The sequence below is a fragment of the Streptomyces malaysiensis subsp. malaysiensis genome, from assembly GCF_040653035.1.
GTDB classification, from domain to species: Bacteria; Actinomycetota; Actinomycetes; order Streptomycetales; family Streptomycetaceae; genus Streptomyces; species Streptomyces malaysiensis.
On record NZ_JBEZNG010000012.1, the window covers coordinates 266041 to 289225 of the forward strand.

Here is a 23185-nt window from a genome sequence, read left to right on the forward strand (position 1 = left end):
TGCGGCATTCCGCAATAGCTCCGATTAATCCATTGCGTAACTGTGATCTTGCTGGTAATGTTCTTTCCCGCAATGACCAAAAACATGGGGGAATGTTTTCGTGAGTATGCGGAACAAGGGCGTTTCTGCTGCAATCACCTTCGCTATGGCCGGCGCGACGTGCGGAATTGGCGCACAGGCGGCAAACGCGGCTTCGGTGGAAGGTAACGGGGATTCGGTAGTGGCGCGAGCGTCAGCTGAGGCGCCTGTTCGCGCCGCTGGAGCTGATGAGATCTGCGCGGTCCTGGGGATCGGCAGTGGCGCGGCGGGCCTCACCAAGGCGCTGGCCAAGGGGGCTTCGTGGGTAGGGATCGGCGCCAGCATCGGCTGCTATGCGTACACGAAGGCGAAGGAAGCTACGCCTGCGAGTAAGCGAGCTGCCATGATCAAGTCGTACAAGAACTACCAGGCGAAGAGTGACCTCGGGAAGCTCGACGCGCTTGGTTATTACTGCCGGAAAGACGGCGGTGGCGGTGGCGGCGGCACCGACCTCGCGCCGATGGCAGGTTGGCGGAAGATTAAAATGAAGGGCGTCACCTACTCATGCACCGCCACCCGCGACTGACAGGTCGCCGCGGTCCGGGCTATGGAGAGCGATTCTTGTTCTCCATAGCCCTGATTGTCGTGAGCTTGCTGTGGATCACACGAGACATGGCCTCATGGGCGATGGCGCTGTGCGCGGTCGGTGCGGTTGTGGGAGCGCTGGGCGCGCTCTATTTCGGATGGCATTACATTCGCTCACGCGGCAATTCGTCATAGGCGGGCCGTGGCCGCCAGAACTCACGGCCACGGCCCGCACGCTCTCACCTCAGCTCAGCAGTTCCACCTCCGCCAGGGTCGCCTTGTCATCGGGCACCAGCCGGTAGTGCGCGTACGTACCGGGCGTGTGCACCGAGAAGACGCGGGTCTGCTTGTTCCAGCTGAAGGACTCTCCCGATCTGCGGTCCAGGTCCTTCCAGCTCTCACCGTCGCGTGAGCCCTGGAGCACCCACCCCGCCGGGGCCTTGCTCCGGTCCGAGGAGGTCAGGGTGTACTGCACCGCGCGGCCCGCCTCCGTGACCGGGAGGTCCACCGACTCGAAGGTCGCCTCGGTGCCGGAGGTGTTGTCCAGCAGCGCCGTACCGCCGCTCGGCACCGTCAGGTCGTGGCGCGGGGTGGGCACCTTGTCGTCCTTGGTGATGGAGGACGGCGCGGCGTTCGCGCCCGTGCCCCAGGACGACGGCTTGGCGCCCATCGCGAATTCCAGCGTGCCGCCCTCGGCGAGCACCGAGTGCGGCAGCGCGGTGGAGTTCCACGCCTTGCCGTTGACCTTCAGGCCCTGGACGTACACGTTCCGCTCGCTGTTGCGCGGGGCCTTGACGACCAGGTCGCGGCCGTTCTCCAGATGCACCGTGGCCTTGGTGAACTGCGGCGATCCGATCGCGTACTCCGAGCCGCCCATCACCAGCGGATAGAAGCCCAGCGAGCTGAAGATGTACCAGGCGGACTGCTCGCCGTTGTCCTCGTCGCCGTGGTAGCCCTGGCCGATCTCGCTGCCGGTGTAGAGGCGGGAGAGCACCTCGCGCACCTTCTCCTGGGTCTTCCACGGCTGGCCCGCCGCGTCATACATGTACGCCACATGGTGGGCGACCTGGTTGCTGTGGCCGTACATGCCCATGCGGACGTCCCGCGCCTCGGTCATCTCATGGATGACCCCGCCGTAGGAACCGGCGAATTCGGTGGAGGCGGTCTCCGGGGTGGAGAAGTAGGTGTCCAGCTTCTTGGCCAGGCCCGACCGGCCGCCGTAGAGGTTGGCCAGGCCCCGGCTGTCCTGGGGCGCGGTGAAGGCGTAGCCCCAGCCGTTGGTCTCGGTGTAGTCGTAGCCCCAGATCCGGGGGTCGTACTTGTCGGAGGGCACGCGCCACTTGCCGTCCGCGTCCTTGCCCTGGAAGAAGCCGGCCTTGTCGTCGAAGAGCGAGACATAGCCCTGCGCACGGTGGAGGAAGTACTCGGACTCCTCCTTGTAGCGGGCCTTCTTCGTCTTCTCGTAGAGCGCCTTGCCCATGTTGGCGAGGCCGTAGTCGTTGAGATAGCCCTCCAGCGCCCAGGACAGCCCCTCATGGGTCTCGGTGCTCGTGTAGCCGAGGAAGGGCGAGGTGGACATGCCCTTCCGGCCGACGCCCGACGAGGGCGGCACCGCGGTGGCGTTCTTCAGCGCCGCCTCGTACGCGGCCTCGGCGTCGAACCGCACGCCCTTGAGGTAGGCGTCGGCGAAGGCCACGTCCGAGCTGGTGCCGGTCATCAGATCGGCGTAGCCCGGTGAGGACCAGCGGGATATCCAGCCGCCGTCCTTGTACTGCTGTACGAAGCCGTCGACCATCGTGCCAGCCCGCTTCGGGGTGAGCAGGGAGTAGGCGGGCCAGGTGGTGCGGTAGGTGTCCCAGAAGCCGTTGTTGACGTACACCTTGCCGTCGACGACCTTCGCACCGGTGTGGGTCGGGGTGTTCTCCCCGGCGGCCGGCGAGAAGGCGCTCGCGTACTGGTAGCGGGGCTTTGACGCCGTCCCGGTGTTCTCGAAAGCGGAATTGGGATAGAGGTACAGCCGGTAGAGGCTGGAGTAGAGCGTGGTGAGCTGGTCGCGGTCCGCGCCCTCGACCTCGATCCGCCCCAGGATGTTGTCCCACTCCGCCTGCGCGGCCTGCTTGACCTGCCCGAACGACTTCGACGCGGGCAGCTCCCGGTCGAGGTTGGCCTTCGCCTGGTCGACACCGATCAGCGAGGTGGCGAGCCGGAGGGTGACCGTACGGTCCTTGCCCGGCTTGAAGCGGAAGTAGCCGGTGACATCCTTGCCACCGCCTCCGTCCAGCTTGCCGCTCGCGCTCACCGGGGTGTCGAAGACGCCGTAGACGAACAGCCGGCTGGCGCCGGTGGACAGTCCGCTCTTGACGTCGGAGTAGCCGGAGACGACGCCGTGCTCGGCGTCGAGGGTCAGCCCGCCGTTGTTGTTGACGTTGTCGAAGATGACGCTCGCGTCCTCGCCCGGATAGGTGAAGCGCATGGCCGCGGCGTGGTCGGTGGGCGCCATCTCCGCCCTGAGGCCGTTCTCGAAGGTCACCCCGTAGTAGTAGGGGCGGGCGGTCTCCTTCTCATGGCGGAAGGGGAGCGCGCGGGCGGTGCGCCCGGCGTCGGGGGTGCCGCTCGCGCCGGACGGCATCACCTGGAAGGTCTGCCGGTCGCCCATCCAGGGGCTGGGCTCATGGCTCGCGCTGAACGACTGGATGGTGGGGAGGTTGTCGGCGTTGTTGGCGCGGGCGTACTGGTAGAGCCAGTCGGTGGAGCCCGAGTTGGTCACCGGCGTCCAGAAGTTGAAGCCATTGGGGACGGCGGTGGCCGGGAAGTTGTTACCGCGCGAGAAGCTGCCGCTGGAGTTGGTGCCGCGGGTGGTCACGGCGTAGTCGGACAGATGTGCCAGCGGCTTCTCGGGCGCCTTGGGGGCGATCGAGATGTCGTCCACCCAGCCGCGGAACTGCGCGGGGCCCTTGGGGGAGTCGTAGGCCACGAGTATCCGGTCGACCGTCTTGCCCGCGGCGACCGCGCCGATCCGCGACTCCTTGTGGTTCCACTGGTTGACGTAGAGCGTCTTGGAGTCGGCCTGGCCCTTCGGGCTCATCCGGGCGCCGTGCTGGTCGACCGCGCCGGGCAGATCGCTGAGGTAGGTGCCGTCGGTGAAGGCGAGGTCGACGGAGACATGGGTGGCCGGGTAGTTGAGGTCGGTCTCGGGCATCGACGGGAAGATCCGGTAGGACAGCTGAGTGTCCCGGCCGATGGCCGTGTCGACGTCGAAGACCTTGTTGTACGAGTACGCCCGGCCGTTCGGCTTGTGGGTGCCCGCGTAGCGCAGGGCGTGGGTGCCGGTGAAGCCCGCGTTGGCCTTGGCGGTGGGGGAGCCGGTGGGGCCGCGGTCGATCTGGGTGCGCATGTCGGAGGGCGCGGGCGGAGCGGTGTCGCCGTTCGCGAACTGCACCTCCGCGAGCTGGACGATGTCGTCCCCGGCATTGCGGGTGATCTCCAGCCGGAAGTGTTGGTAGGCCGTGGAGCTGTCGAAGGAGAACTCCCGTGTCTGCTGGCGCGAGGAGAACGTCTCGTCCTTACGGGTGTCCAGCGTCGTCCAGTCGGAGCCATTGGCCGAGCCCTTGAGGGTCCAGTCCTTCGGGTCCCGGCCGGGGGCGTCATTGGCGGAGGTGAGGGCGTAGCGGACGGCCTCCACCGGCTCGCTCAGATCGAATTCGAGCCAGGCGGTGGTGTCGAAGGCCAGCCACTTGCTGGTGACCTCGCCGTCCACGAGGTTCTCCTTGATCTCCCCGCCGTCGGTGTTCTCCTTGCTCGCCCGGACCTCGGTGACCTTGTCGGTGACATTGCCGGGGATTCCGGAGGAGTAGCCTCCGTCCACTCCGGATGCCTTCTTCTTGCCGTCGGGTCCGGTCTCGACGGTGTTGCGCCAGTCGGGCTGGGGGTCGCCCGACTCGAAGGAGGAGGTGAAGGCGCGGTCGGCGTGGTGAGCGGAAGCCGGGCCGGCGGGGGCGGCGACCGCGCCGCCCTGGGCGGTCACCGCCAGCAGGACGGCCGCCACCAGGGCGGCCGACCGTCCGATCCCACGCCATCGTCTCTGTGGTCGTCTCTGTCGCATACTCAGCCTCTCAACGAGTCTGACAACGTTGTCCACTGGTTCGGGCAGTGATAAGTAGGGAGGCAGGGGGCGGGTGGTGTCAAGGATGCGGACAGCCGTCAATTCGGGTCCGCCCGGCGGACGGTGCGACGCGGGCCGTACCACCGGAAGTGGTACGGCCCGCGTCCATGGGGGTGATACGGCGCGCCCGTCGGGGCCGCCCCTGGTGTGTCGTCAGTCCTTGCTGTCGGACTTGGTGGCCAGCGACAGCCGGCACTTCTTCGCGGTGTGGGAGCTGTCCGCCTTGAGCCCGGTGACCTTGATGGTCTTCCCGGCGCCGCCCGCCACGGGCGCGTCGGACTCCACCCCGGTGGTCACGGCCTTCTCGGAGCTGTCGACGAAGCCGACCAGCAGTGAGTAGTAGGCCGTACTGGAACCGGAGTTGGTGATTTTCACATTGGCATAGGGCTTGCCGTCCGAACCCCATCCGCACGTGCCCATCTTGGCGTCCGGGGTGACCAGCCCGGAGCCGCCGGTGGGGGAGTCCGACGGCTCGTCATACGGATTGTCGTAGGGGTCGTCGGTGGGGTCCTCGGTCGGCGCCTGGGTGGGCTCCACGGGCAGTTGGGCCATGCCCTTGCCGATCGCGGCGCCCCCCTTGCCGTCCGTGGCGGCCGAGCCTCCTCCGTCCGAGCCGCACCCCGCGGTGACCGCGAGTGTCGCGGTCACGACAATGCTGGTGGCGAGGGTCAGCTGCTTCCGGGACACGGGGACCGCCTTTCGGGGAGCGCGCACGACGGCTTGCCGCGCGGACTGTCTCCCTACGGTATGTCGGCCAGGTCTCAACTCGGGAAAGACTGATACCCGATGACCTCTCGATCTTGCCCATATGAGGCCCAGTGGACTATACCTGTCGCCCCAGGGGGAAGGCCGCACCGCGGCCCATATCGGAGGGCCTCGGCGGGTCCTCCGCACTCCCCGGCGCACACCCAGCAATACTCCGCTTGACGCTTCAACTGACCCGCGGTGTCGGGCCCCTCGCCGGAGGCGAGTATGTACGGGAGACCGTTACACCGCCTGAGTCCTGACGAAGGCGAGGACTTGAGCATGGGACCCACTTCAGATGTCGGCCGTCGCGATCTGATCAAGCGCTCGGCGGCGCTCGGATTGATCACCGTGCCGGCGATGAGCGTGCTGTCCGCCTGTGCCAGTGGCGGTGACGACGACTCCAAGAAGGTGGACAAGGGCAAGAAGAGCGCGAAGAACCCGCTCGCGGTCAATGAGAGCGCCGCGCTCGACGTCGTCATCTTCGACGGCGGCTTCGGCCAGCAGTACGCCAAGGACGCCGAGGCGGAGTACGCCGCGGCCTTCCCGAAGACCAAGGGCAAGGTCAAGCACGCCGCCACCCAGAAGATCCAGACCGTGCTCCAGCCGCGCTTCAACGGCGGCACCCCGCCGGACCTGGTCGACAACTCCGGCGCCGAGCAGATGGACATGGGCACCCTGGTCGGGAAGAACCAGCTGACCGACCTCACCCCGCTGCTGGACGCGCCCTCCCTCGACGACCCGAACAAGACGGTGCGCGAGACCCTGCGCCCGGGTGTCGTGGAGATGGGCCAGTTCGACGGCAAGCCGGTATGGATCCTCTACTACGCCTACACCGTCTACGGCGTCTGGTACTCCAAGACCAACCTCGCCAAGCTGGACGTGGAGTACCCCGAGACCTGGGACGACATGCTCAAGGTCTGCGAGAAGGCCAAGAAGAAGGGGATCGCGGGCTGGACCTACCCCGGCAAGTACCCCTACTACCTGCCGTTCAGCCTCTACCCCTTCATCGCCAAGATCGGCGGCCGGGAGGTCCTGGACTCGATCGACAACCTGGAGCCGAACGCCTGGAAGCACCCGGCCGTCAAGGCCGCCTTCGAGGCGTACTACGAGCTCTACAAGAAGGGCTACATCCTCAAGGGCACCCCGGGCCTGACCCACATCGAGTCCCAGACCGCGTGGAACCAGGGCAAGGCGCTGTTCATCCCCAACGGCTCCTGGGTGGAGAACGAGGCGAAGAAGACCACCCCGAAGGACTTCCAGATGGCGGTGGCCGCTCCCTCCGGCCTGGACAAGAGCGACAAGCTGCCGTTCGGCACCCTGTGGGCCTCCGGCGGTGAGCCCTTCATCGTCCCGAAGTCGGCGAAGAACCCCGAGGGCGGCATGGAGCTGCTGCGGATCATGCTCGGGGAGAAGTCCACCAAGAACTTCATCAAGCAGGTCTCCTCGCTCTCCTCCCTCAACGGCGGCACCGAGGGCCTCTCCCTGCCGCCGGGCCTGGCCTCGGCGCAGGAGGCGCTGACCAAGGCGGGCAAGAACGTGGTCAACCCGCGGCTCCAGGACTGGTACGTGACGCTCCAGAAGCAGCAGATCGGCGTCGGCGCGCTCGGCGAGATGATGGCCGGCCGGATGACCCCCGCCGAGACGATCAAGAAGTGCCAGAAGTTCGCCGATGACACGGCCAAGGACGACGCCGTCAAGAAGTACAAGCACGTCTGATGCCCCTTCATGCGTCGCCGGCGGCATTATCCGTAGGGGAAGACCGAGGTCGGTAGAAATGCAGCATGGGAAGTACCGGTTCATCGTGGGGTTCCTGGCCCTGCCGGTGATCCTTTACGCGGTCTTCGTGATCTCGCCATTCGTCCAGGCCGTCTACTACTCGTTCACGGACTGGACCGGGTTGAGCTCCGACTTCAAGATGGTCGGGTTCAAGAACTACAACTGGCTGCTGCATGACGACCTCTTCTGGAAAGCGGTCGGGCACAATGTCGTGCTGCTGCTCGTGGTGCCGCTGGTGACGCTCGGCCTCGGACTCTTCTTCGCCTTCATGCTCAATGTGGGGGGCCGGGGCCGGAAGAACGCGGCCGTCTCCGGGGTGCGCGGGTCGAGCCTGTACAAGGTGATCTATTTCTTTCCGCAGGTGCTGTCGATCGCGATCGTCGCCCTGCTGTTCCAGTTCACCTACAACCCGCGCAACGGCGCGCTCAACTCCTTCCTCGGCGGAATCGGGCTGGATTCGCTCCAGCAGCAGTGGCTGGCCGATCCGAAGCTGGCGCTGTGGTGCCTGATGGCGGTGATGGTCTGGAGCAATGTCGGCTTCTACGTCGTCCTCTTCTCGGCCGGGATGAGCTCCATCCCGAGGGACTTCTACGAGGCGGCGCTGCTCGACGGGGCCAACCGGGTCAAGACCTTCTTCAAGATCACCCTGCCGCTGCTGTGGGACACGGTCCAGACCGGCTGGATCTATATGGGCATCATCGCGCTCGACGCGTTCGCCGTGGTGCAGATCATGACCGTGGGGCCGGGCGGCCCCGCCGACTCCACGCAGGTCATGGGCTACTACGTCTACACCAAGACCTTCCACGACGGGCAGGCGGGACGGGCCACCACGATCGGTGTCGCGATGCTCATCGTCACCCTGATCTTCGCGGTCGTCGTGACCAGGCTCGGCCGGCGCGAGCGGCTGGAGTACTGATGCCGATCACACCGACCGCACCCGGCCACCGCCGCCCGACCGCCGATCTGGGGGTACCACAGTGACCTCGCACGCAGAGCCCTCGGAACTCCCGGGCATCACCAAGGAGGACGAGGCACCGCCCACCGGGCCCGTCCGCAAGCAGTCGCCGGGCTCCGAGGACCGGATCGGCAGCGAGGGCAAGGTCCTCAACGTCTTCTCGCACGGCATCCTGGTGGTCTGGGGGCTGCTGGTCACGCTGCCGCTGCTGTGGGCGGTGATGAGCTCCCTCAAGACGGACAAGCAGATCTTCACCTCGCCCTGGGGGCTGCCCTCCGCGCTGCACTTCGACAACTGGACCCGGGCCTGGAGCAAGTCGAACATCGGCGACTTCTTCCTCAATACGATCCTGGTGGTGGGCTGCTCCCTGATCGGCACGATGCTGCTGGGCTCGATGGCGGCATACATCCTGGCCCGCTTTGAATTCCCGGGAAAGCGATTCATCTATTTCATGTTCGTCGGCGGGATGAGTTTTCCGATCATCCTGGCGCTGGTGCCGCTGTTCTTCGTGATGAAGAACATGAGTCTGCTCAACACCTTCCACGGGCTCATTCTGGTCTATATCGCCTATTCGCTGCCGTTCACGGTCTTCTTCCTCACCTCGTTCTTCAAGACGCTGCCGTCCTCGGTGGCGGAGGCGGCGCTGATCGACGGGGCGTCCCATACCCGTACGTTCTTCCAGGTCATGCTGCCGATGGCGAAGCCCGGACTGATCAGCGTGGGGATCTTCAACTTCCTCGGCCAGTGGAATCAGTACATGCTGCCCACGGTGCTCAACACCGATGAGGACAAGCGGGTGCTCACCCAGGGCCTGGTACAGCTCGCGGCCAGCCAGCAGTACAAAGGCGACTGGTCCGCCCTTTTCGCCGGTCTGGTGCTGGCGATGCTTCCGGTGCTGGGCGTCTACATCCTCTTCCAGCGGCAGGTCCAGGCGGGCCTGACCGCGGGCGCGCTCAAATAGGGGAAAACCCGGAGATCGCCTTTTCACGGCCCCGTCCATTCCGCCGCGCGGAAAGGACGGGGCCGTGTGGTTCGTGGGTATCGGACGGTGTCGCGAGCCGTCCCGTGGCGGTCGGGGACTTGACGTGGGACAACCGTGGCGGCTCAGCTTAGAGTTCACATGTTGGAGACACAGCCGGGCCCCACTGCTGCGGTCCGGCCTGCGGAGCGGCCGTCGTGCCGCCCGCGAAGGCGGGAGTGGATGGGCGTGGAGACTCCGGGATCGCAGTCGTCGCTGCACCGGGCCAATCTCGAGCGGGTGGTCCGTGCGGTGCGGATGGCGGGCTCGCTGACCCAGGCGGAGATCGCCCGGTCCACCGGGCTGTCCGCCGCCACCGTCTCCAACATCGTGCGTGAGCTCAAGGACGGCGGAACGGTCGAGGTCACCCCCACCTCGGCGGGCGGCCGCCGGGCGCGCAGCGTCTCGCTCAGCGGTGACGCGGGCATCGTGGTGGGGGTGGATTTCGGCCATACGCATCTGCGTGTCGCCATCGGCAACCTCGCCCATCAGGTGCTGGCCGAGGAGGCCGAGCCGCTGGATGTGGACGCCTCCGCCGCACAGGGGCTGGACCGGGCTGAACACCTGGTCAGCAGGCTGATCACGGCCAGCGGGCTGAGCCAGGACAAGGTGGTCGGCGTCGGTCTCGGGGTGCCCGCCCCGATCGATGTGGAGACCGGCACGCTGGGCTCGACCGCGATCCTGCCGGGCTGGGCCGGCACCAATCCGCGCGATGACCTGGCCCAGCGGCTCGGAGTGCCGGTGCACGTGGACAACGACGCCAACCTCGGCGCGCTCGGCGAGCTGGTCTGGGGCTCCGGCCGCGGGGTCGCCGACCTCGCGTACATCAAGGTCGCCGACGGTGTCGGCGCCGGGCTGGTGATCAGCGGAAAGATCTACCGCGGCCCCGGCGGCACGGCGGGCGAGATCGGCCACATCACCCTCGACGAGTCGGGCCCGGTGTGCCGCTGCGGCAACCGCGGCTGTCTGGAGACCTTCACCGCGGCCCGCTATGTGCTGCCACTGCTGCATTCCAGCCATGGCGCCGACCTCACCGTGGAGCGCATGGTGCAGCTCGCCCGCGAGGGCGACCCGGGCTGCCGGCGGGTGATCGCGGACGTCGGCCGGCACATCGGCAGCGGGGTGGCCAACCTCTGCAATCTGATCAACCCGAGCCGGATGGTGCTGGGCGGTCAGCTCGCCGAGGCGGGGGAGCTGGTGCTGGGCCCGATCCGGGAGTCGGTCGCGCGGTACGCGATCCCCAGCGCGGCCCATCAGCTGTCGGTGATGCCCGGGGCGCTCGGCGGCCGGGCCGAGGTGCTGGGCGCGCTGGCGCTGGTGCTCAGCGAGATGGGAGATTCGACGCTGCTGGACGGTGCGCTCTCGGCGGGGACCCCGGCGCTCACCTGACCGCCGGGCGACGCGACGCCGCGGAGATCCAAACGACAGACCCTAGGGGTTGCCTGAGCGCCTTTGTCCGGTCACGCTCCGTCTATCCGGCCTGTCCGGCTGCGTTCACTCAGATAACGAATGGCACCGTTGCCATCTCGTTAAGGATTTACTTCTTGACGTCATGCGGGCGGCCGAGTTGACTTCCAGCCACCTCGGCCGCAATGACGCGGCCTCGTCAGGGAGGTCATCCCCAAATGAACGCAACGATGCGTCGCGTCGCTCTTGCCGCTTCCGTGGTGTCGATGACGGTAGCCCTCGCCGCCTGCGGGTCGGCGAAGGAGGCCGGCGGCGACAGCAAGGACGACAAGAAGAAGACCGGTCCGCTCACGATCGGGCTGCTGCTGCCCGAGGACCAGACGGCCAGATACGAGAACTTCGACCGGCCGTTCGTCACCAAGAAGATCAAGGGCTTGTGTGCCGACTGCAAGGTCCTGTACGTCAACGCCAAGTCGGACCCCTCGGTTCAGCAGCAGCAGGTCGACTCGATGATCACCAAGAAGGTCGACGCGATCATCCTCGACTCGGTGGACTCCAAGTCCATCGCCAGCTCGGTCCGCAGGGCCGACGAGGCCGGTATCCCGGTCGTCGCCTACGACCGCCTCGCCGAGGGCCCGGTCTCCGCGTACACCTCGTTCGACAACGAGACGGTCGGCAAGGTCCAGGGCCAGGCGCTGCTCAAGGCGCTGGGCAACAAGGCCAAGAGCGGCAAGATCGTCATGCTCAACGGCTGGGAGGCCGACCCCAACGCCGCCATGTTCAAGAAGGGCGCGCTGTCCGTCCTCAAGGGCAAGGTGAACATCGGCAAGTCGTACGACATCGACCGCTGGCTGGCGGACAAGGCCAACGAGGCCATGACGGGCGCCATCTCCTCGCTCGGCAAGGACAACATCGTCGGCGTCTACTCCGCCAACGACAGCATGGCCGGCGGCGCGATCACCGCGCTCAAGAGCGGCGGCCTCAACCCGCTGCCCCCGGTCACCGGGCAGGACGCCGAGATCGAGGGTGTGCGCCGGGTCGTCACCGGTGAGCAGTACATGAGCGTCTACAAGTCCTACCTGGACGAGGCCACCGCCGCCGCGGAGATGGCCGTCGCGCTCGGCCGCGGTGAGAAGGTCAACGAGTCCAACACGGTCGACAGCCCGACCAACAAGGACATCCCGGCGACGCTGATCACCCCGGTCTCGCTGACCAAGGAGAACATCAAGGACACCGTCATCAAGGACGGCATCTACAAGATCGACCAGATCTGCACCGCCAAGGTCAAGGCGGCCTGCGCAGCGGCCGGTCTGAAGTAGCGGAGCAGGGCCGCCCCTACCCCGAGGGCGGCCCGCCCCCTGACCCACCCCCCAACCGAGGGGAGAGCACCCTCTCCCCTCCGTCACACAGCAGGGACCACCCTGCCCGGAACGGAGATGGCCATCGTGCCGAACGGACCCGTGTTGGCGTTGCGCGGGATCTCCAAGCGGTTCGGCGCCGTCCAGGCGCTCACCGACATCGATCTGGAGGTCCACGCCGGTGAGGTCGTCGCCCTGGTGGGCGACAACGGCGCCGGCAAGTCGACCCTCGTCAAGTCCATCGCCGGAGTCGGCCCCGCCGACGAAGGCGTCATCGAGTGGCAGGGCAGGCCCGTCCAGGTCACCCGGCCGCACGACGCCCAGGAGCTGGGCATCGCGACCGTCTACCAGGACCTCGCCCTCTGCGACAACATCGACGTCGTCGGCAACCTCTTCCTCGGCCGCGAGATCCTGCGCGCCGGGGTGCTCGACGAGGTCGAAATGGAGCGGCGCTCCCGTGAGTTGCTCCAGACCCTGTCGATCCGCATCCCCAGTGTGCGGATCCCGATCGCCTCGCTCTCGGGTGGCCAGCGGCAGACCGTCGCCATCGCCCGTTCGATGCTCGGCGAGCCCAAGCTGGTGATCCTGGACGAGCCGACCGCCGCCCTCGGCGTCGAGCAGACCGCGCAGGTCCTCGACCTGGTGGAGCGGCTCCGCGACCGCGGCCTCGCCGTCATCCTCATCAGCCACAACATGGCCGACGTCAAGGCCGTCGCGGACCGTGTCGCGGTGCTGCGGCTGGGCCGTAACAACGGCACCTTCGATGTGAAGACCACCTCTCAGGAAGACATCATTTCCGCCATCACCGGCGCCACGGACAACGCCGTGACCCGCCGCAAGGCGCGTAGCGGGGAGGTCGCGAAGTGACCACGAACGTCCACCAGACCAACGACGGCCCGTCGAACGGCGGCAACAAGGCGGGCGGCCCGGCCGACGCCAACCCCGTCGCCAAGGACGCGGTCACCGTCGTCGACCCCCGGCTGCTGGTCCGTCAGGAGGGGTTCAAGGGCTATCTGACGGAGTTCGGCCGCAAGATGCGCAGCGGCGAACTGGGCGTGGTCCCGGTCATCGTCGGCATCGCCATCATCTGGGCGGTCTTCCAGTGGAAGGACAGCGCCTTCCTCTCGCCCAAGAACCTCTCCGACCTCTCCATCCTGCTCGGTGGCACCGGCATGATCTCGGTCGGAATCGTCTTCGTGCTGCTGCTCGGTGAGATCGACCTGTCCGTCGGCTCGGTCAGCGGTCTGGCCGCGGCCACCCTGGCGGTGCTCAACGTCAACCACGGGGTGCCCGAGGGGATCGCGGTGATCGCGGCGCTCGCCAGTGGCGCGGCCCTCGGCGCGGTGCACGGCTTCTTCTTCGCCAAGATAGGCGTTCCGGCCTTCGTGGTGACCCTGGCCGGTCTGCTGGCCTGGAACGGTCTGATGCTCCAGGTGCTCGGCACCACCGGCACCATCAGCATCGCGGACGACAGCTTCGTGCGCGATCTCACCGCCCACTACTTCAGCCAGCTCATCGCCGCCTACGGCGTGGCCGCGCTGGCGACGGCGGCCTTCTTCCTCGTCCAGTTCCTGGACAGCAGGCGCCGTAAGGCGGTCGGCATCCCCTCGCGGCCGCTGAGCGAGATCCTGGTCCGCACGGCCGTGCTCGCGGTGATCCTCTTCACCGCGGCCTGGCGGCTCAACCAGTACAAGGGTCTGCCGCTCGCCCTGGTGATCTTCGTGGCGGTCCTGGTGATCCTCGACTTCGTGGTCCGCCGCACCTCCTACGGACGCAAGGTGATCGCCCTCGGCGGCAGCGTCGAGGCCGCCCGCCGCGCGGGTATCAACGTCGTCGCCATCCGGATCTCGGTCTACTCGCTGGCCGGTCTGATGGCCGCCACCGGCGGCATCATGATCGCCTCGCGGATCGGCTCCGCCAGCCAGCAGGCCGGCACCGGCAACCTGCTGATGGAGGCCATCGCGGCCGCGGTCATCGGCGGCACCAGCCTCTTCGGCGGCCGTGGCTCGGTCTGGTCGGCTCTGCTCGGCATGCTGGTCATCGGCTCGATCTCGTCCGGGATGAACCTGCTGGGCGTCGCGAACTCCGTCCAGTACATGATCACCGGTGGAGTGCTGCTGGCCGCCGTCGTCATCGACTCGGTGTCGCGCAGGACACAACGCACCGCGGGTCGCGGCTGACCCCGGTCCTCTTCGCCCGGCTGCCCGGTGCCTCCGCGGAGGCACCGGGCAGCCGTCTGAGGGGAACACACGGGTGGCTGAAAAGAACACGCGTGACGGAGATTGCATGGGGGGAGGTCTGCGCCGGAGGGCGGAACATTAGACTCGGGCGGACCGGCAAGCTCCATGGAGACGCTCGAAGCAAGGAGGCACGGGTGCTGCTGACCCGCATCACGGGACCGCGCGATCTGGACCGGCTCACTGCGGAGGAGCTCGACCAGCTGGCCGCGGAGATCCGCACCTTTCTCGTCGACGCCGTCTCCAAGACCGGTGGCCACCTCGGCCCCAACCTCGGTGTGGTGGAGCTGACCATCGCCCTGCACCGGGTCTTCGACTCGCCCCGGGACAAGGTGCTGCTGGACACCGGCCACCAGTCCTACGTCCATAAGCTGCTCACCGGCCGCCAGGACTTCTCCAAGCTCAAGAGCAAGGGTGGTTTGTCCGGTTATCCCTCGCGGGCCGAGTCCGAGCACGACGTCATCGAGAACAGCCACGCCTCGGCCGTCCTCGGCTGGGCCGAGGGCATCGCCAAGGCCAATGAGCTGCTCGGCAAGCAGGACCATGTGGTCGCCGTGATCGGCGACGGCGCGCTGACCGGCGGTATGGCCTGGGAGGCGCTCAACAACATCGCCGCCGCCAAGAACCGCCCGCTGGTCATCGTGGTGAACGACAACGAGTGGTCGTACTCCCCGACCATCGGCGGCCTCGCCAACCACCTCGCCACGCTCCGCACCACCGACGGCTACGAGCGCTTCCTCGCCCGCGGGAAGGACATCCTGGAGCGCACCCCGGTCGTGGGCCGGCCGCTCTACGAGACGCTGCACGGCGCCAAGAAGGGGCTCAAGGACTTCATCGCCCCGCAGGGCATGTTCGAGGACCTGGGGCTGAAGTACGTCGGCCCGATCGACGGCCATGACATCGAGGCCCTGGAGTCCGCGCTCCAGCGGGCGAAGCGTTTCGGCGGCCCGGTCATCGTGCACTGCCTCACCGAGAAGGGCCGCGGCTACACCCCGGCCGAGCAGGACGAGACCGACCGCTTCCACGGCATCGGCCCGATCCACCCCGACACCGGGCTGCCGATCTCCGCGGGCGGCGCCGACTGGACCTCGGTCTTCGGCGAGGAGATGGTCAAGCTGGGCGAGGAGCGCGAGGACATCGTCGCGATCACCGCCGCGATGCTGCACCCGGTGGGCCTCACCGAGTTCGCCAAGCGCTTCCCGGACCGGGTCTTCGATGTGGGCATCGCCGAGCAGCACGGCGCCGTCTCCGCGGCGGGCCTGGCCACCGGCGGTCTGCACCCGGTCTTCGCCGTCTACGCCACCTTCCTCAACCGCGCCTTCGACCAGGTGCTGATGGATGTGGCGCTGCACAAGTGCGGGGTGACCTTCGTCCTGGACCGCGCCGGTATCACCGGCACCGACGGCCCCTCGCACAACGGCATGTGGGACATGTCGCTCCTCCAGGTCGTCCCGGGGCTGCGGATCGCCGCCCCGCGCGACGCCGACCAGGTCCGCGCCCAGCTGCGCGAGGCCGTGGCGGTGGAGGACGCGCCGACCGTGGTGCGTTACTCCAAGGGCGCGGTGGGCCCGGCGGTCGCGGCCGTGGGCCGGATCGGCGGGATGGATGTGCTCCGCGAGCCCTCCGAGGCCGCGGGGAACGCCCCGGACGTGCTGCTGGTCTCGGTCGGCGCGCTCGCCCCGATGTGCCTGGAGATCGCCGACCTCCTCGACAAACAGGGCATTTCCACCACTGTGGTCGACCCCCGCTGGGTCAAGCCGGTGGACGAGGAACTGCCCGTGCTCGCCGACCTCCACCGCGTCGTGGTGGTCGTCGAGGACAACATCCGGGTCGGCGGCGTCGGCGCGGCCGTCGCCCAGGCGCTGCGCGACGGCGGCTTCGACATGCCGGTGCGCAACTTCGGCATCCCGCCGCGCTTCCTGGAGCACGCCTCCCGCAAGGAGGTCATGGCGGAGATCGGGCTGACCGCGCCGGACATCGCCCGGCAGATCACCGGGCTGGTCTCCAGGATCGGCGGCGGCTACGAGTCCGCGGCCGCGGACTCCCAGGGCGCCGATGTGACCCGCACGACGACGGCCGAACCGGTGCGCGACTGAGCCACCGGGCCACCGCCCCCATCCCGTCCGGGCCGGTCGGAGCGCTTCCTGCTCCGACCGGCCCAGCGTGTGTCGCGCGGGCCGCCCCCATCGGGTGAATCGGGGGCGGCCCAGAGTGTGTACCCCTCGCCGCCGACCGGTAGCCACAAGCATGACCCGCACGGGCAGGCGTGGAGGTGGCATCGGTGAGCGAGCGGGAACCCGAGGGCCGCTCCGGCGGCGGCTCCGGTCGCAAGAGCCGGCCGGCCTATCTGCGGACGAAGTCGATCGAGCAGTCCATCAAGGACACCGAGGAGCCCGAGCACGCCCTCACCCGGTCCCTGTCCGCCCTGGACCTCACGGTCTTCGGCGTCGGCGTGATCATCGGAACCGGCATCTTCGTCCTCACCGGGGCCGTCGCCAAGGAGCAGGCGGGCCCCGCGACCGCCCTCGCCTTCGTCGTCGCGGGCATCGTCTGCGCCCTGGCCGCCCTCTGCTACGCCGAGTTCGCCTCGACCGTCCCGGTGGCCGGATCCGCGTACACCTTCTCGTACGCCTCGCTGGGCGAACTGCCCGCCTGGACCATCGGCTGGGACCTGGTGCTGGAGTTCGCGCTCGGCACGGCCGTGGTCGCGGTCGGCTGGTCGGGCTACATCCGCGCGCTGCTGGCCAACGCCGGTGTGGAGCTGCCCGCCGCGCTGTCCGGCCCCGATGTGGCGCACGGCTTCTCCTTCGATGTGCTCTCCGCCGCGCTGGTGCTGGTGCTCACCGCGATCCTGGTCCTCGGGATGAAGCTGTCGGCGCGCGTCACCTCGGTGGTGGTCGCGGTGAAGGTGGCCGTGGTGCTGCTGGTCATCATCGCGGGCTCCTTCTTCGTCGACCCGGCCAACTACCGCCCCTTCATCCCCGAGGCCAAGGGCTCGATCTCGGGTTCCGGACTCACCGCGCCGCTGATCCAGCTGATGTCCGGCTACCAGCCGACCACCTTCGGCGTCGAGGGCATCTTCACCGCCGCCGCCGTGGTCTTCTTCGCCTTCATCGGCTTCGACATCGTGGCCACCGCGGCGGAGGAGACCAGGAACCCCCAGCGGGACGTGCCCCGGGGCATCCTCGGCTCGCTCTTCATCTGCACCGTGCTCTACGTCGGCGTGTCCGTGGTGGTCACCGGGATGCAGAAGTACACCGAGCTGAGCGTGGACGCCCCGCTCGCCGACGCCTTCAAGGCCACCGGACACCCCTTCTACGCGGGCGTCATCAGCTTCGGCGCCGCGGTCGGGCTCACCACGGTGTGCATGATCCTGCTGCTCGGCCAGAGCCGGGTGTTCTTCGCGATGAGCCGGGACGGGCTGCTGCCCAGGGTCTTCTCCGGGGTGCATCCGCGCTTCCGCACGCCGTACCGCTCGACGATCCTGCTCGGCGTGATCATCGCCATCGTCTCCGGGTTCACCAGCATCTCCCAGCTGGCGGCCCTGGTGAACATCGGCACGCTCTTCGCCTTTGTCGTGGTCGCCCTCGGCGTGCTGATCCTCCGTCGCACCCGGCCCGATCTGCCCCGCGCCTTCCGCACGCCCTGGGTGCCGGTGCTGCCGGTCGTGTCGGTGGTCGCGTCGCTGTGGCTGATGCTCAATCTGCCCGCCGAGACCTGGCTGCGGTTCGCGGTGTGGATGGCCATCGGCTTCATCGTCTACTTCCTCTACGGGCGCCGCCACAGCCGGGTGACCGAGGCGGGGACGCGCGGGGAGTAGGGGCGCTATGCCCCCTCCGGGGGCTGGGGTGCTACGACCCCTCCGGGTGGGGTGCTACGACCCCTCCGGGCGGATTGTCCGGGGGCCCGTCACCTCCGCGTCCAGCGCGGATACCCGCGCCCGCAGCCCCTGGTCCGCCGTCACCACCAGGCAGGGACGCCCCTCGCCACGGGCCGCCGCCACCACCGCCACGATGTGGTCGTCGCCGCTGCCCGGCGCGTTCTCCACCCGTACGCCCGCCACCGGTTCGACGCCCCGCGCCGCGCCCTCGACCACCATCACGATGTCCACCGGAGGGCGGGTGGCCCAGCCGGGCACGCCCGGCCGGTCGGGGAGCCCGGTCCCGGCGAGCGAGGCCAGCCGGTCGCGGAGCCGCTCGGCGGCCCCGCGCCGGTCGCGCCACCAGCCGTCGGGCACCGAGCCGACCACATTGGCGGCATCCACGACCACAACCCCATCCATAGTCCAGGCAAATTACTATGGACGTCGTTCGATCGGATGGAACGGCTCGGGGAAGGGTTGGCGGCGGGCCATGGCGTTGCGGTTGCTCCGCGGCAAGGACGGCAGGCTCACGGCCTACGTACCGGTGTCGGGCGGTCTCGCCCGCTGGACCGAGGACCGCCCCGGCGGGTCTTCATGGACCGGCCCATGGCTGATCCGGACCCCCGGGCTGTCCCAGGTGACGATCGCTCAAGGGCCGGACGGCTACGCCCATCTGGTGGGGCTGCGGCGCACGGAGGGCAAGGACGGGCCGAAGGTCGACCTCGTTCATGCCACCCAGTTCCAGACGGGCCGCCCGCTGACGGCGTGGCACTCCCTGGGCACCCCGCACCCCAAGGACCGCGCCAAGGCGCAGCGCACCGGTCCCCCGGCCGCGGCGCTGGACGCCTCCGGCGCCCTCCGCGTCTTCGTTCGCAACGCCGGGGGCGGGGTGAGCGCGCGGCGGCAGGACCCCAAGGGCACCTGGGAGCGCTGGACCGACTGGAAGGGCGAGCGGGTGCTGGGCGGGCTGTCGGCGGCCTCGACCGCCGACGGCCGTCTCGAACTGCTCGCACCGGCAGGGAAGGGCGCCGCGCTGCGCTGGTTCCAGCCCAAGCCCGGCGCCGCCCCGAAGCGTGGCGAGGACGTCCCCGCCGACGCCCGGCCGGATTCGGCGTCCGTGGTGGAGACCAGCCCCGGCACCCTCACCCACTACTGGCGCGACGCCCGCAGCGGTGAGCTGCTGGCCTGGCGGCCGGACGTCCCGGCCCCCGCGCCGCTGGGCGGGGCGGCGGGCACCGGCCCGGTCGCCGCGGTGCGCGCCGTGGTGGACGGCCATGACTGCACCGTTCTGGCCCACCAGGACACCGAGGCCGGGCGGCTGGCGGTCGCCGCCCACCCCAGCGAGGACGAGGCGGCGGGGGTGTGGTGGACCCCCACCGGCGAACAGGGCGCCCATACCCCGGCGCTGGCGCTCGACGACCAGGGCGGGGTGGTGCTGGCCGCGCTGAGCCTGGACGGAAAGCTCCTGGTGGCCCGTCAGAAGACCGACGAGCGCGGGCTGGCACTCCATGCCTGGACCCGTGTGGGAGGCGGCTGAGCGGCGCGACAGGCGGGCTGAGGGCCCGGCTGAGCGGCCGGGGACGGCGCGGGCGCCGGACGGGACCCCTCGGCCCGCCCGGCGCCCGCGCCGTACGCCGTCCGGCTACGCCGGGACGCTCGCCACGCCCGGGGCCAGGAACGTCTTGCCGTTCACCCGCTCCGCGACGCCCTCGCGGTCCAGGTACGGCGTGAGGCCGCCCAGGTGGAAGGGCCAGCCCGCACCGGTGATCAGGCACAGGTCGATGTCCTGCGCCTCGGCGACGACGCCCTCCTCGAGCATCAGGCCGAGCTCCTGCGCGACGGCGTCCAGCACCCGGGCGCGCACCTGCTCCTCGGAGAGGACGGTGTCGCCCTGCTGGAGCAGCGCGGTGACTTCCGGGTCCAGCTCCGGCTTACCGGAGTCATGCACGTAGAAGCCGCGCTTGCCCGCCTCGACCACGCGCCTGAGGTTCTCCGAGACCGTGAAGCGGTCCGGGAAGGCGCCGTGCAGCGTCTCCGAGACATGCAGGCCGATCGCCGGGCCGACCAGCTCCAGCAGCACCAGCGGGGACATCGGCAGGCCCAGCGGCTCGACGGCGCGCTCGGCGACGTCGACCGGGGTGCCCTCGTCGATGACGTTCTGGATCTCGCCCATGAAGCGGGTCAGGATCCGGTTGACCACGAACGCCGGGGCGTCCTTGACCAGAACGGCGGTCTTCTTCAGCTTCTTGGCCACCCCGAAGGCCGTGGCCAGCGCCGGGTCATCGGTCTTCTCACCGCGGACGATCTCCAGCAGCGGCAGGATCGCGACAGGGTTGAAGAAGTGGAAGCCCACGACCCGCTCGGGGTGCTTGAGCTGGGACGCCATCTCGGAGACCGACAGCGAGGAGGTGTTGGTGGCGAGGATGGCGTGCTCCGGCACGACCGCCTCGACCTCGGCGAACACCTTCTGCTTGACGCCCATCTCCTCGAAGACGGCCTCGATGACGAAGTCGGCGTCGGAGAAGGCGGCAGCCTTGTCCAGCGAACCGGTCACCGCGGCCTTGAGGCGATTGGCCTTGTCCTGGTTGATCCGGCCCTTGAGCAGCAGCTTGTCGATCTCGCCGTGGACATAGCCCACGCCCTTGTCGACGCGCTCCTGGTCGATGTCGGTCAGCACGACCGGCACCTCCAGACGCCGGGCGAACAGCAGCGCCAGCTGCGAGGCCATCAGACCCGCGCCCACGACGCCCACCTTGGAGACCGGGCGCGCCAGCGACTTGTCCGGGGCGCCGGCCGGGCGCTTGCCGCGCTTCTGCACCAGGTTGAAGGCGTAGATGCCGCTGCGCAGCTCACTGCCCATGATCAGGTCGGCGAGCGCCTTCTCCTCGGCCTCGTAGCCCCGGGCGAGGTCGCCGTTGCGCGCGGCGTCGATGATCTCCAGCGCGCGGTAGGCGGCGGGGGCCGCCCCGTGCACCTTGCCGTCGGCGATGGCGCGGCCGCGCACCACGGCCTCGTGCCAGGCGTCGCCGCGGTCGATCTCGGGCCGAACGACCTCGAGCTCGCCCTTGAGGACGGAGGCGGTCCAGATCAGCGACTGCTCCAGGAAGTCCGCGCCCTCGAAGATCGCGTCCGCGATCCCGAGCTCATAGACCTGCTCGCCCTTGAGCTGCTTGTTCTGGTTGAGCGAGTTCTCGATGATGACCGAGACCGCGCGGTCGGCGCCGATCAGGTTCGGCAGCAGGGTGCAGCCGCCCCAGCCGGGGACCAGGCCGAGGAAGACCTCGGGCAGCGAGAAGGCGGGCAGCGCCGAGGAGACGGTGCGGTAGGTGCAGTGCAGCCCGACCTCCACACCGCCGCCCATCGCCGCGCCGTTGTAGTACGCGAAGGTGGGCACGGCGAGCGCCGACAGCCGCTTGAAGACGTCATGGCCGCCCTTGCCGATGGCCAGCGCGTCCTCATGGCGCTTCAGCAGCTCCACGCCCTTGAGGTCGGCGCCCACGGCGAAGATGAACGGCTTGCCGGTGATGCCGACACCGGTGATCTCGCCGTCCGCGGCCTCCTTCTCGACCTGGTCGATCGCCGTGTTGAGATTGGCGAGCGAGGCCGGGCCGAAGGTGGTGGGCTTGGTGTGGTCCAGGCCGTTGTCCAGCGTGATGAGCGCGAAGCGGCCGGCGCCCTGGGGGAGATCGAGGTGGCGGACGTGCGCCTGCGTCACGACCTCGCCCGGGAACAGCTCTGCCGCCCCCTTGAGAAGCTCTGCTGTGTTGGTCACTTGTTCCCCTCGAAGTGCGGGTTCTCCCAGATCACGGTGCCACCCATGCCGAAGCCGATGCACATCGTGGTGATGCCGTAGCGGACCTCGGGGCGCTCCTCGAACTGCCGTGCCAGCTGCGTCATCAGGCGGACACCGGAGGAGGCCAGCGGATGGCCGAAGGCGATCGCGCCGCCGTACTGGTTGACGCGCTCATCGTCGTCCGCGATGCCGTAGTGGTCCAGGAACGACAGGACCTGGACGGCGAACGCCTCGTTGATCTCGAACAGGCCGATGTCCTCGATCGACAGACCGGCCTTGGCGAGGGCCTTCTTGGTGGCCGGAACCGGGCCGTAACCCATCACCTCGGGCTCGACGCCCGCGAAGGCGAAGGAGACCAGGCGCATCCGCACCGGCAGGCCCAGCTCCCGGGCGAAGTCCTCGGAGGCGATCAGCGAGGCGGTGGCGCCGTCGTTGAGCCCCGCGGAGTTACCGGCCGTGACCCGGCCGTGCGGGCGGAACGGGGTCTTCAGCGAGGCCAGGCCCTCCAGCGTGGTGCCCGGGCGCATCGGCTCGTCGGCCGTGGCCAGGCCCCAGCCCAGCTCCCCGCCCTCGGGGGAGGTGCGGCGCACCGAGATCGGCACCAGGTCCTGCTGGATCTTTCCGTTGGCGTACGCCTTGGCGGCCTTCTCCTGGCTGCGCAGCGCGAACTCGTCGGCGCGCTGCTTGGAGATATGCGGCAGCCGGTCGTGGAGGTTCTCCGCCGTCATGCCCATGAACAGGGCCGACTCATCGACCAGCTTCTCCGAGACGAAGCGGGGGTTGGGGTCGACGGACTCGCCCATGGGGTGGCGGCCCATGTGCTCGACACCGCCCGCGACGACGGCGTCGTAGGCACCGAAGGCGATGGATCCCGCGGTGGTGGTCACGGCCGTCATGGCACCGGCGCACATCCGGTCGATGGCGTAGCCGGGGACCGACTGGGGCAGCCCGGCCAGGATGCCCGCGGTGCGGCCGATGGTCAGGCCCTGGTCGCCGATCTGCGTCGTCGCGGCGATGGCCACCTCGTCGATGCGCTCCGGCGGCAGATCCGGGTTGCGGCGCAGCAGCTCCCGGATGCACTTGACGACCAGGTCGTCGGCGCGGGTCTCGTGGTAGATGCCCTTCGGGCCCGCCTTGCCGAATGGGGTCCGGACGCCGTCGACGAAGACGACGTCCCTAGCGGTACGAGGCACGTTGGCTCTCCTCCAGGTGCGGGATGGCACTGCTGCGGGCACGCCCGGGGCGCGCCGTCACACCCTCATGCTAC

The 23185-nt window shown here is 68.8% G+C and carries 16 protein-coding genes; 11 read left to right on the forward strand and 5 right to left on the reverse strand.

Features of this window, described 5'->3' with window-relative positions; all coding sequences use genetic code 11:
- Window positions 1–106: 106 nt before the first annotated feature.
- A complete protein-coding gene (locus AB0E24_RS24665; RefSeq protein WP_359379980.1) occupies window positions 107–604 on the forward strand; it encodes a hypothetical protein in 498 nt (165 codons plus the stop codon).
- Between the two features lie 243 nt (window positions 605–847).
- Here AB0E24_RS24665 and AB0E24_RS24670 read toward each other — a convergent pair whose 3' ends face one another.
- On the reverse strand, window positions 848–4705 hold the full coding sequence (locus tag AB0E24_RS24670) for a GH92 family glycosyl hydrolase (RefSeq protein ID WP_359379948.1): 3858 nt from the start codon (window positions 4703–4705) through the stop codon (window positions 848–850).
- Between the two features lie 213 nt (window positions 4706–4918).
- The gene (locus tag AB0E24_RS24675; RefSeq protein ID WP_283883631.1) at window positions 4919–5452 is read right to left on the reverse strand and encodes a hypothetical protein; all 534 of its coding nucleotides are present in this window, start codon (window positions 5450–5452) and stop codon (window positions 4919–4921) included.
- Window positions 5453–5791: 339 nt separating this feature from the next.
- Between AB0E24_RS24675 and ngcE the strand changes: the two genes are divergently transcribed.
- From ngcE to AB0E24_RS24720, 9 genes are all read left to right on the forward strand, one after another.
- Window positions 5792–7228: an N-acetylglucosamine/diacetylchitobiose ABC transporter substrate-binding protein gene (gene ngcE, locus AB0E24_RS24680; RefSeq protein ID WP_099015222.1), complete on the forward strand. Its 1437-nt coding sequence runs from the start codon at window positions 5792–5794 to the stop codon at window positions 7226–7228.
- Window positions 7229–7286: 58 nt separating this feature from the next.
- The gene (locus AB0E24_RS24685; protein ID WP_069867194.1) at window positions 7287–8204 is read left to right on the forward strand and encodes a carbohydrate ABC transporter permease; all 918 of its coding nucleotides are present in this window, start codon (window positions 7287–7289) and stop codon (window positions 8202–8204) included.
- A 61-nt stretch (window positions 8205–8265) separates the two neighbouring features.
- Window positions 8266–9204, forward strand: coding sequence for a carbohydrate ABC transporter permease (locus tag AB0E24_RS24690; RefSeq protein WP_173963193.1), 939 nt, complete (start codon window positions 8266–8268; stop codon window positions 9202–9204).
- Between the two features lie 246 nt (window positions 9205–9450).
- The gene (rok7B7, locus tag AB0E24_RS24695; protein WP_069867242.1) at window positions 9451–10650 is read left to right on the forward strand and encodes an ROK family transcriptional regulator; all 1200 of its coding nucleotides are present in this window, start codon (window positions 9451–9453) and stop codon (window positions 10648–10650) included.
- Between the two features lie 236 nt (window positions 10651–10886).
- Window positions 10887–11987, forward strand: a complete 1101-nt coding sequence (locus AB0E24_RS24700) for a substrate-binding domain-containing protein (protein WP_069867193.1) — start codon at window positions 10887–10889, stop codon at window positions 11985–11987.
- Window positions 11988–12104: 117 nt separating this feature from the next.
- Entirely contained in the window at window positions 12105–12893 is a 789-nt protein-coding gene (locus AB0E24_RS24705; protein WP_069867192.1) for an ATP-binding cassette domain-containing protein, read from the forward strand.
- Window positions 12890–14206, forward strand: a complete 1317-nt coding sequence (locus AB0E24_RS24710) for a sugar ABC transporter permease (protein ID WP_069867191.1) — start codon at window positions 12890–12892, stop codon at window positions 14204–14206. The genes AB0E24_RS24705 and AB0E24_RS24710 overlap by 4 nt, the downstream gene beginning before the upstream one ends.
- A 194-nt stretch (window positions 14207–14400) precedes the next feature.
- Window positions 14401–16359 (forward strand): 1-deoxy-D-xylulose-5-phosphate synthase, encoded by a 1959-nt coding sequence (gene dxs / locus AB0E24_RS24715; RefSeq protein ID WP_069867190.1) that lies wholly within the window; start codon window positions 14401–14403, stop codon window positions 16357–16359.
- A gap of 251 nt (window positions 16360–16610) precedes the next feature.
- On the forward strand, window positions 16611–18083 hold the full coding sequence (locus tag AB0E24_RS24720; protein WP_069867241.1) for an amino acid permease: 1473 nt from the start codon (window positions 16611–16613) through the stop codon (window positions 18081–18083).
- Window positions 18084–18137: 54 nt separating this feature from the next.
- On the opposite strand, the gene AB0E24_RS24725 is transcribed toward AB0E24_RS24720, so the two are convergent.
- Entirely contained in the window at window positions 18138–18545 is a 408-nt protein-coding gene (locus tag AB0E24_RS24725) for an NTP pyrophosphohydrolase (RefSeq protein ID WP_069867189.1), read from the reverse strand.
- 70 nt (window positions 18546–18615) lie between these two features.
- Here AB0E24_RS24725 and AB0E24_RS24730 point away from each other — a divergent pair, with 70 nt between their 5' ends.
- Window positions 18616–19662: a PLL family lectin gene (locus tag AB0E24_RS24730; protein ID WP_069867188.1), complete on the forward strand. Its 1047-nt coding sequence runs from the start codon at window positions 18616–18618 to the stop codon at window positions 19660–19662.
- Window positions 19663–19767: 105 nt separating this feature from the next.
- Here the strand turns inward: AB0E24_RS24730 and AB0E24_RS24735 are convergent, their stop codons facing one another.
- Window positions 19768–21897 (reverse strand): 3-hydroxyacyl-CoA dehydrogenase NAD-binding domain-containing protein, encoded by a 2130-nt coding sequence (locus AB0E24_RS24735; protein ID WP_359379955.1) that lies wholly within the window; start codon window positions 21895–21897, stop codon window positions 19768–19770.
- On the reverse strand, window positions 21894–23111 hold the full coding sequence (locus AB0E24_RS24740) for a thiolase family protein (protein ID WP_069867186.1): 1218 nt from the start codon (window positions 23109–23111) through the stop codon (window positions 21894–21896). Before AB0E24_RS24740 ends, AB0E24_RS24735 begins: the two co-directional genes overlap by 4 nt.
- Between the last annotated feature and the right edge of the window lie 74 nt (window positions 23112–23185).

What these genes read in the sequence shown, in the direction of transcription:
- AB0E24_RS24665 (WP_359379980.1), top strand. Translation starts at nt 107, where the DNA reads ATGCGGAACAAGGGCGTTTCTGCTGCAATCACCTTCGCTATGGCCGGC.
- AB0E24_RS24670 (WP_359379948.1), bottom strand. Translation starts at nt 4,705, where the DNA reads ATGCGACAGAGACGACCACAGAGACGATGGCGTGGGATCGGACGGTCG.
- ngcE (WP_099015222.1), top strand. Translation starts at nt 5,792, where the DNA reads ATGGGACCCACTTCAGATGTCGGCCGTCGCGATCTGATCAAGCGCTCG.
- AB0E24_RS24685 (WP_069867194.1), top strand. Translation starts at nt 7,287, where the DNA reads ATGCAGCATGGGAAGTACCGGTTCATCGTGGGGTTCCTGGCCCTGCCG.
- AB0E24_RS24700 (WP_069867193.1), top strand. Translation starts at nt 10,887, where the DNA reads ATGAACGCAACGATGCGTCGCGTCGCTCTTGCCGCTTCCGTGGTGTCG.
- AB0E24_RS24705 (WP_069867192.1), top strand. Translation starts at nt 12,105, where the DNA reads ATGGCCATCGTGCCGAACGGACCCGTGTTGGCGTTGCGCGGGATCTCC.
- AB0E24_RS24725 (WP_069867189.1), bottom strand. Translation starts at nt 18,545, where the DNA reads ATGGATGGGGTTGTGGTCGTGGATGCCGCCAATGTGGTCGGCTCGGTG.
- AB0E24_RS24730 (WP_069867188.1), top strand. Translation starts at nt 18,616, where the DNA reads ATGGCGTTGCGGTTGCTCCGCGGCAAGGACGGCAGGCTCACGGCCTAC.